This is a genomic window from Variovorax sp. 01T439_2, assembly GCF_056398445.1.
This window is the reverse complement of record NZ_JBFTPJ010000186.1, coordinates 1-7,620: the sequence shown is the minus strand read 5'-3', so window position 1 is coordinate 7,620 and position 7,620 is coordinate 1. Positions and strand designations below refer to the sequence as shown.

Annotated in this window: 9 protein-coding genes; 5 read left to right on the top strand and 4 right to left on the bottom strand. The window is 69.3% G+C overall.

Annotated elements, in window-relative coordinates; genetic code table 11:
- Window positions 1-198 (top strand): DUF5666 domain-containing protein (locus AC1DOC_RS11260; protein WP_478129809.1); only part of this gene is annotated, 198 nt, incomplete at its 5' end.
- Between the two features lie 90 nt (window positions 199-288).
- Window positions 289-1,158: a L,D-transpeptidase gene (locus tag AC1DOC_RS11255; protein WP_012747933.1), complete on the top strand. Its 870-nt coding sequence runs from the start codon at window positions 289-291 to the stop codon at window positions 1,156-1,158.
- Here AC1DOC_RS11255 and AC1DOC_RS11250 read toward each other — a convergent pair.
- A complete protein-coding gene (locus AC1DOC_RS11250; RefSeq protein WP_012747932.1) occupies window positions 1,155-1,739 on the bottom strand; it encodes a hemerythrin domain-containing protein in 585 nt (194 codons plus the stop codon). The genes AC1DOC_RS11255 and AC1DOC_RS11250 overlap by 4 nt on opposite strands.
- A 189-nt stretch (window positions 1,740-1,928) precedes the next feature.
- Here AC1DOC_RS11250 and AC1DOC_RS11245 point away from each other — a divergent pair, with 189 nt between their 5' ends.
- A complete protein-coding gene (locus AC1DOC_RS11245; protein ID WP_012747931.1) occupies window positions 1,929-2,438 on the top strand; it encodes a universal stress protein in 510 nt (169 codons plus the stop codon).
- 17 nt (window positions 2,439-2,455) lie between these two features.
- Here the strand turns inward: AC1DOC_RS11245 and AC1DOC_RS11240 are convergent, their stop codons facing one another.
- Entirely contained in the window at window positions 2,456-2,677 is a 222-nt protein-coding gene (locus AC1DOC_RS11240) for a hypothetical protein (RefSeq protein ID WP_012747930.1), read from the bottom strand.
- Window positions 2,678-2,924: 247 nt separating this feature from the next.
- On the opposite strand from AC1DOC_RS11240, the gene AC1DOC_RS11235 reads away from it, so the two are divergent.
- Together AC1DOC_RS11235 and AC1DOC_RS11230 are read left to right on the top strand one after the other, a co-directional pair.
- Window positions 2,925-3,155, top strand: coding sequence for a BON domain-containing protein (locus AC1DOC_RS11235; protein WP_012747929.1), 231 nt, complete (start codon window positions 2,925-2,927; stop codon window positions 3,153-3,155).
- On the top strand, window positions 3,148-5,499 hold the full coding sequence (locus tag AC1DOC_RS11230; protein WP_012747928.1) for a phosphoketolase family protein: 2,352 nt from the start codon (window positions 3,148-3,150) through the stop codon (window positions 5,497-5,499). The genes AC1DOC_RS11235 and AC1DOC_RS11230 overlap by 8 nt, the downstream gene beginning before the upstream one ends.
- Window positions 5,500-5,512: 13 nt before the next feature.
- Here AC1DOC_RS11230 and AC1DOC_RS11225 read toward each other — a convergent pair whose 3' ends face one another.
- The gene (locus AC1DOC_RS11225; protein ID WP_012747927.1) at window positions 5,513-6,205 is read right to left on the bottom strand and encodes a sulfite exporter TauE/SafE family protein; all 693 of its coding nucleotides are present in this window, start codon (window positions 6,203-6,205) and stop codon (window positions 5,513-5,515) included.
- A 2-nt stretch (window positions 6,206-6,207) separates the two neighbouring features.
- Entirely contained in the window at window positions 6,208-7,620 is a 1,413-nt protein-coding gene (gene hemN, locus AC1DOC_RS11220) for an oxygen-independent coproporphyrinogen III oxidase (RefSeq protein WP_012747926.1), read from the bottom strand.

The following is a 7,620-nucleotide window of genomic DNA, read 5'->3' as shown; positions in this document are numbered from 1 at the left end:
GTTACCAACTATCAATCCGCTTCCGACTTCAAGGTGAAAGGACAGCGTGTGAATGCCGGCGGCTCCGCAACGGTATTCGAAAACGGCACGGTCGCCGATCTCGCCAATCTGCCCCCCAATCGCCAAGTCTCTGTGGTGGGCGACACGGTGGTCGACGGCGTGCTCATCGCGAACCGCGTCACATTCCTGACGCCCTGAACAGGCCGGCCGGGCCGCACCCGGGAACTCGCGCAGGCCTCCGGGGTACCAACCTTCCAGGGCCGGCGCAACTCGCCTGCCCTGGCAGGCATGAAGGAAACGGGAGCACAAGAGAAGAACACGGGCGCGGCCGTTCCCGGCAGGCTGCGCCGCGCCGCCCGGGCGCTCGTCTTTGCGGCGCTTGCAGGCGCGCTGGCCACCTGCTGGGCCGACCCAATGGGCCTGCGCCAGGCTTTCATGGAACAGGTCGATCGCCGGCTCGATCCGCCACCCGACGAAGTGCAGCGCTACGGCAACCTCGCGCGCGATGAACTCAGGCGCGCGGGCATCGCCGAGGAGCCGCCCCAGTACGCGCTGCTGGTGGACCGCAGCGCCTCGGTCCAGGCCCTCTTCGCCTTCTGGCTGCCGGCCGGCGCCGCGCCCGTGCTGATCGGGGCAGCGCCGGTATCGACCGGGCGCCGCGGCGGGTTCGAGTACTTCGAGACGCCGCTGGGCGTGTTCGACCACTCGGTGGCAAACCCCGATTTCCGCGCGGAGGGCACGCGCAACGAGTTCGGCATTCGGGGCTATGGCGAAAAGGGAATGCGCGTGTTCGATTTCGGCTGGCAGCAGGCGCGGCGCTTGTGGGGCCGGGGCGGCACGAGCACGATGCGGCTGCAGATGCACGCCACCGATCCCGACCGGCTCGAGGCGCGGCTGGGCAGCGTGCAATCGAAGGGCTGCATCCGCATTGCGGCCAGCCTGAACCGCTTCCTCGACCGCCTGGGCGTGCTCGATGCCGACTACCTCAGGGCCAAGGCCGAGGGCAGCGCGCCGTGGGTGCTGCCGCCGGACCAGGCGCCGGTCGAAGGCGCGGGGCGCTATCTCATCGTCGTCGACACCGGCCGCTCCGAACGGCCCGCCTGGTCGCCGCCGCCGAAGTCCGGCCCGTTGCCCACGGGCGCCGACTCCGCGCCCTAAGCCGCAGGGCCCAGCCCGATCGGCGCGGGCACGATGTTCACGATGCGGGTGAAGAGCGCCTCGTATTCCCGCTCTGGCCGGTAGCCGGTGAGCGGATCGCGGTTGCGTCCGAACGCCTCGTCCAGGTCGCGCCAGTCCTCGGCAGTCAGCACCTTTTCGGCGAGCGGCAGGATCTCGCGCTCCTCGATCGCCATGTGGTCCAGGTAGAAGTCGACGTACTGCCCCATCGCGCTTTCGAAGGCGGCCCGCCGCGAGTCGCCCAGCATCTCGAAGGCCAGCATCGCGTGCTCCACGTTGCGGATCTTCCGCTCGCCCCAGGCATGGTCGTTGTCGAGCCGGTCCATCAGCTCGCGCGAGATCGGCGTGCGGGCGCGCAGCTTGGGAAACAGCAGCTCGCTCTCCTTGCGGTGGTGGCGCTTTTCCGGGAATTCGTCGACGTAGAACAGCATGGCGCGCAAGGCCGCGAAGTCGGGCGGGGTTCCCTTGCGGCGGTGCTGTTCGAGCAGCATGATGATGGAGCGCAGCATGGCGGCAAGCGCCGCATGCTCCTGGCGAATGATGCGAACGGTGGCGTGGGTCATGGATGGCTCCTGTGCGTACCCGAGGATCGCGGGTCCGGGCCTGCACAGGCTTGCTGCAGATCAAACGCGATGCATCCCGTGCGGACCTTTTCGCCCGCGAGAACGCCTTCGCTTGATCCGCATCAAGCCGCGCCTCGCACCGGCCCGGACACTGGCCGCATACCCACCTCAAAGCAAAGCGAGGACACCATGTACCAGCGAATTCTTGTTCCTGTCGATGGAAGTTCGACATCCAGCCATGGCCTGGGCGAAGCGATTCGCCTTGCCAAGGTCACCGCAGGGCGCCTGCGCCTGATCCACGTCATCGACGAGCTCTCCTTCGCCCTGGCAATGGACGCCTACTCGGGCCGCACGGGCGACTGGCTCGATGAACTGCGCGCCGCCGCCGCCAGGCTGCTCGAGGAAGGCAAGGCAAGGGCCGCCGCCGAAGGCGTCGAGGCCGACTCGGTGCTGTGCGACAACTTCAGGGGGGCCGTTCCCGACCGGGTCACGGCCGAGGCGGCTTCCTGGCCCGCGGACCTGATCGTGCTGGGAACGCACGGCCGGCGCGGCCTCGGCCGCATGGTGATGGGCAGCAGTGCGGAACAGATCCTGCGCAGCGCGAGTGTTCCGGTGCTGCTGGTGCGCGCGCCCGAATCGCATGCCAAGGCGGAAGCGGCGCGCTTCACCATGCCGGGCGGCGCGGTGGCAAGCCAGTAGGTGGGCCGGCCGCGTGTCTACCCGTCCAGCGGCACGCCGCCGCCGAAACGGCTGGTCCACTGGTCCAGCAGTTCCTGCTGGACGGCCTTGGCCGACTGCTGCCAGGCAGCCAGCATTCCCCACTGGATCTGCTGCGCCCGCAGCACGCTCGCGCCGCAGGCCGCCTGCCAGTCGAGCAGGGAGCGAAAGTAGGCATCGGTCCATGCCGATGCGGGTGTTGCGGGAACGTTGCTGTCCATGCTGTTCTCCTGGGTTGTCCGGAAATGGAATCATGTGGGGCGAGCCGGGTCGGGCGCCGCGATGCAGCCGCGTCGAGCACATCCTATCGAGCGGGCGCGGTCCGCGCAAAAGCCGGCGCGAACTCAAAAAAGACCCGCAGGCCACATCGGAATTGCGCCGCGACGGCAAGGTGCGAAGCGTGTGCACCGATAGTGGAAGCCGCTCCTCTTTGTTTTTCTCTGTCTTTTCTTCTTCGAAAGGTTTGAGATGAACCCCGATATTCAACTCAGGCACGAGGTCTTCGCCCAGCTGAACTGGGACCCGGCGGTGTGCAGCTGCGATGTCGACGTGCGCGTGGCCGACGGCGTGGTCACCTTGCATGGCCAGCTGGCCAGCGAGGACCTGAAGAGCGCCGTCGAGCGCGCCGTGCGCCGGGCCGAAGGCGTCACGCTGATCGTCAACCGGCTGACCACCGCGGAATGCGCGAACAATGACTGAGCACGACGACTTCGCGCTGCTGGACGCCTGGTGGCGCGCGGCCAACTACCTGTCCGTGGGCCAGATCTACCTGATGGACAACCCGCTGCTGCGCGAGAAGCTGAGCCTTTCGCACATCAAGCCGCGGCTCTTGGGCCACTGGGGCACGACGCCGGGCCTCAATTTCGTCTATGCGCACATGAACCGCGCCATCGCGGCGCGCGAGCTCGACGCCATCTTCGTCGCCGGCCCCGGCCACGGCGGCCCGGGCGTGGTCGCCAACACCTATCTCGAGGGCACCTACAGCGAGGTCTACCCCGCCATCGGCCAGGATGCCGACGGCATGAAGCGGCTCTTCACGCAGTTCTCGTTCCCGGGCGGCATTCCGAGCCACGTGGCGCCCGAAACGCCGGGCTCGATCCACGAAGGCGGCGAGCTCGGCTATTCGCTGCTGCATGCCTACGGCGCGGTGTTCGACAACCCCGGCCTGCTCGCCTGCTGCGTGATCGGCGATGGCGAGGCCGAGACCGGTGCGCTCGCGGCAAGCTGGCATTCCAACAAGTTCCTGAACCCCGAGAGCGACGGCGCCGTGCTGCCGATCCTGCACCTGAACGGCTACAAGATCGCCGGCCCCACGGTGCTCGCGCGCATTCCGGACGAAGAGCTGGCGCAACTGCTGCGGGGCTACGGGCACGAGCCCTACTTCGTTGCCGGCCACGAGCCTGCGCAGATGCACCGGCTGATGGCGGCCGCGCTCGACAAGGCGCTCGACGGCATCGACGCCATCCAGGCCAATGCCCGGAAGAACGGCTTCCGCGAGCGGCCGCGCTGGCCGATGATCGTGCTGCGTTCGCCCAAGGGCTGGACCGGGCCGCGGCAGGTGGACGGCGTGCCGGTCGAGGGCACCTTCCGCGCGCACCAGGTGCCGCTCACCGGCTTTGCCGCCAAGCCGGCGCATGTGGGCCTGCTCGAAGACTGGATGCGCAGCTACCGGCCTGAGGAATTGTTCGACGAAGGCGGCGCGTTGCGCCCCGAGATCGCGGCGCTGGCGCCCAAGGGAGCGAGGCGCATGAGCGCCAATCCGCACACCAACGGCGGCCTGCTGCTCCGGGACCTGGCCATGCCGCCCTTCCGCGAGCATGCGGTGGCGGTGGCCACGCCCGGCGCCGCGGATGCGGAGGCCACGCGCGTGGCGGGCCAGTTCCTGCGCGAGGTGATGCGCCGCAACGAGGCGGCGCGCAACTTCCGCGTCATGGGGCCGGACGAAACCACGTCGAACCGGCTGGGCGCGCTGTTCGAGGTCACGGCGCGGACTTCCACCGCCGAGATCCTCCCCGGCGACGACCATGTGTCGCCCGAAGGCCGCGTGATGGAGGTGCTGAGCGAGCACCTGTGCCAGGGCTGGCTCGAAGGCTACCTGCTCACCGGGCGCCATGGCTTCTTCTCGTGCTACGAGGCCTTCATCCACATCGTCGACTCGATGTTCAACCAGCATGCCAAGTGGCTCAAGGTGACGCGCGGCATCGGCTGGCGCCGTCCGATCGCCTCGCTCAACTACCTGCTCACCAGCCATGTCTGGCGGCAGGACCACAACGGCTTCAGCCACCAGGACCCGGGCTTTCTCGACCACGTGGTGAACAAGAAGGCCGAGGTGGTGCGCGTGTACCTGCCGCCCGATGCCAACACGCTGCTGTCGGTGGCCGACCATTGCCTGAAGAGCCGCAATTACGTGAACGTGATCGTCGCGGGCAAGCAGCCGGGGCCGCAGTGGCTGGACATCGAATCGGCGGTGCGCCACTGCACCGTGGGCCTGGGCATCTGGACCTGGGCCAGCAACGACCAGGATGCCGCCCCCGACGTGGTGATGGCCTGCGCCGGCGACGTGCCCACGCTCGAGACGCTGGCGGCCGTCGACCTGCTGCGCAGGATGCTGCCGGAACTGAAGGTGCGCGTGGTGAACGTGGTCGACCTGATGGCGCTGCAGTCGCCCGATGCGCATCCGCACGGCCTGCCGCATGCGGAGTTCGACGCCATCTTCACCACCGACCGCCCGGTGGTCTTCGCGTTCCACGGCTATCCCTCGCTGGTCCACCGGCTCACCTACAAGCGCACCAACCACGACAACTTCCATGTGCACGGCTACTGCGAGGAAGGCACCACCACCACRCCGTTCGAYATGACCGTGCTCAACCGGCTCGACCGCTTCCACCTGGCGGCCGACGCCATTGCGCGCGTGGAGCGCTTTCGCGACAGCGCGGGCCATGTACAGCAGCATCTGCGCGACAAGTTGCTGGAGCACCGCGCCTACGTCACCGTGCACGGCAAGGACATGCCGGAGATCGAGGACTGGCGCTGGGCGGGCTGAGCCGGCGCGCCGCTCAGCGGCACCAGTCGGCGATCCGGTGGCCGAGGTCCGCCCAGAGCGCCTGCAGCGCCACCGCCGCCAGCAGCACGCCCGCCAGGCGCGCGCCCCAGGCCTGGAGCCGGCCGGTGCCGCCCCAGCGCAGCCGCTGCCAGAGCCATGGCGCCAGCACCAGCGACAGTCCGCTGCCGATGGCGAACGACGTCATCGCGAGGCCGCCCTGCAGCGGCCCGTTGCCCAGGCTGGCCAGCAGCAGCGCCGAGTAGAGCAGCCCGCAAGGCATGGCCACCCAGAGTGCGCCCACGGCCAGCAGCCCCAGCGGCGTGCCCCCGGCCAATGGGCGAAGGCGCGCTTCGAGCGTTCGGCCGACGCGCTGCGCCCATACCGGCTGCCGGCCTGCGACGGCCAGCACGGCGCCCCATGCGAACACGAACACATGCAGCAGCATCCACAGCGGCCTGAGCGCGGCGACCTGCGCGCTGGCCTGGGCCAGGCTGTCCACGCTTGCGGCCGCAATGGCGCCCGCGGCGGCGTAGCTTGCGATGCGGCCCACATGAAAGGCCGCCGGCGCCGCGAGGGCAGTGTTGGCATGGCCGCCCGCCGCCGCCGGCACGATGCGGATCACCGCGGCCGAGGCCGCGCCGCACATGGCCACGCAGTGCGGGCCGCCTGCCAGGCCCATCAGCAAGGCGGCCCACGCGGTCTGCATGCTCAGACCACGCGCGAAAAGCGCGTGCGGTTCTCGCGGCAATAGCGGTCGAACACCATGGCGATGGCGCGCACCACGAACCAGCCCTCGGCCGTGACCTCGATGTCGTGGTCGCTGACCCGCACCAGTCCCTGGGCCACAAGCGGCCCGAGCGCCGCGAACTCGGCCGCGAAGTAGTGCCGGAAGTCGATGCGGTGCGCCTCGCCGATGGCGTCGAACACCACCCGCCCCCTGCACATCACCGCCATGATGACCGCGCGCCGCAGCACGTCGTCGCGCGACAGCGCAAGGCCGCGGACCACGGGCAGGCGGCCCTGGCCGAGCAGGTCGTAGTAGGTGTCCAGCGTCTTGGCGTTCTGGCTGTAGCTGGCGCCGATGCGGCCGATGGCGGAAACGCCGAGCGCCACCAGGTCGCCCTCCGGCTGCGTGCTGTAGCCCTGGAAATCGCGCTGCAGCCGCCCCTGCCGCTTGGCCACCGCCAGCGGATCGTCCGGCAGCGCGAAGTGGTCCATGCCGATGTAGACGTAGCCGGCATCGCTGAGCGTGGCAATGGCGCGCGAGAGCATTCGCACCCGCGCGGCGGCGTCGGGCAGTTCGTCCGCGGCAATGCGCCGCTGCGGCTTGAAGCGTTCGGGCAGGTGCGCATAGGCGTAGAGCGCGATGCGGTCGGGCCGAAGCTCGCAGACCTGGGCCATGGTGCGCTCGAAGGACCTGTCGTTCTGGCGCGGCAGCCCGTAGATCAGGTCGGCGTTGATCGACTTGAATCCCAGCGCGCGCGCATCGGCCATCAAGCCGAACACCTGGTGCGCGGGCTGGATGCGGTGCACGGCCTTCTGCACCTCGGGGTCGAAGTCCTGCACGCCGAAGCTCAGCCGGTTGAAACCCAGCGTCGCCAGGCTGGCGAGCCGCGCGGCATCGACGGTGCGCGGATCGATCTCGATGGACCATTCGCCGCCGGGGACGAAGTCGAAGGATTCGCGCAGCATGGCCAGCAGTTCGCCCAGCTCCGCGTCGCTCAGGAAGGTGGGCGTGCCGCCGCCCAGGTGCAACTGGCTCACGGCGGCGCGGCGGCCCAGCTGCGCGGCCTGCAGCCGGGTCTCGCGCGCCAGGTAGGCCAGGTACTGGGTGGCCCGCTCGTGGTGCCGCGTCACCACCTTGTTGCATGCGCAGTAGTAGCACAGCGATTCGCAGAACGGAATGTGCACGTAGAGCGACAGCGGCGCCGCCGAAGCGCCCGCATCGCGCCGCTCGCGCAGCGCCGCCGCGTACTCGTCCGCACCGAAGGCTTCGATGAACCGGTCGGCCGTCGGATACGAGGTGTAGCGCGGGCCCGCAACGTCGAACTGCCGCAGCACGGCAGCCGACAAGGGGGCGGCATCTGGAAGCCCCGTGGAGGCGGTGCAAGGCTGTGTCAT

What these genes read in the sequence shown, in the direction of transcription:
- AC1DOC_RS11245 (WP_012747931.1), top strand. Translation starts at nt 1,929, where the DNA reads ATGTACCAGCGAATTCTTGTTCCTGTCGATGGAAGTTCGACATCCAGC.
- AC1DOC_RS11235 (WP_012747929.1), top strand. Translation starts at nt 2,925, where the DNA reads ATGAACCCCGATATTCAACTCAGGCACGAGGTCTTCGCCCAGCTGAAC.
- AC1DOC_RS11240 (WP_012747930.1), bottom strand. Translation starts at nt 2,677, where the DNA reads ATGGACAGCAACGTTCCCGCAACACCCGCATCGGCATGGACCGATGCC.
- AC1DOC_RS11225 (WP_012747927.1), bottom strand. Translation starts at nt 6,205, where the DNA reads ATGCAGACCGCGTGGGCCGCCTTGCTGATGGGCCTGGCAGGCGGCCCG.
- AC1DOC_RS11250 (WP_012747932.1), bottom strand. Translation starts at nt 1,739, where the DNA reads ATGACCCACGCCACCGTTCGCATCATTCGCCAGGAGCATGCGGCGCTT.
- AC1DOC_RS11255 (WP_012747933.1), top strand. Translation starts at nt 289, where the DNA reads ATGAAGGAAACGGGAGCACAAGAGAAGAACACGGGCGCGGCCGTTCCC.
- hemN (WP_012747926.1), bottom strand. Translation starts at nt 7,620, where the DNA reads ATGACACAGCCTTGCACCGCCTCCACGGGGCTTCCAGATGCCGCCCCC.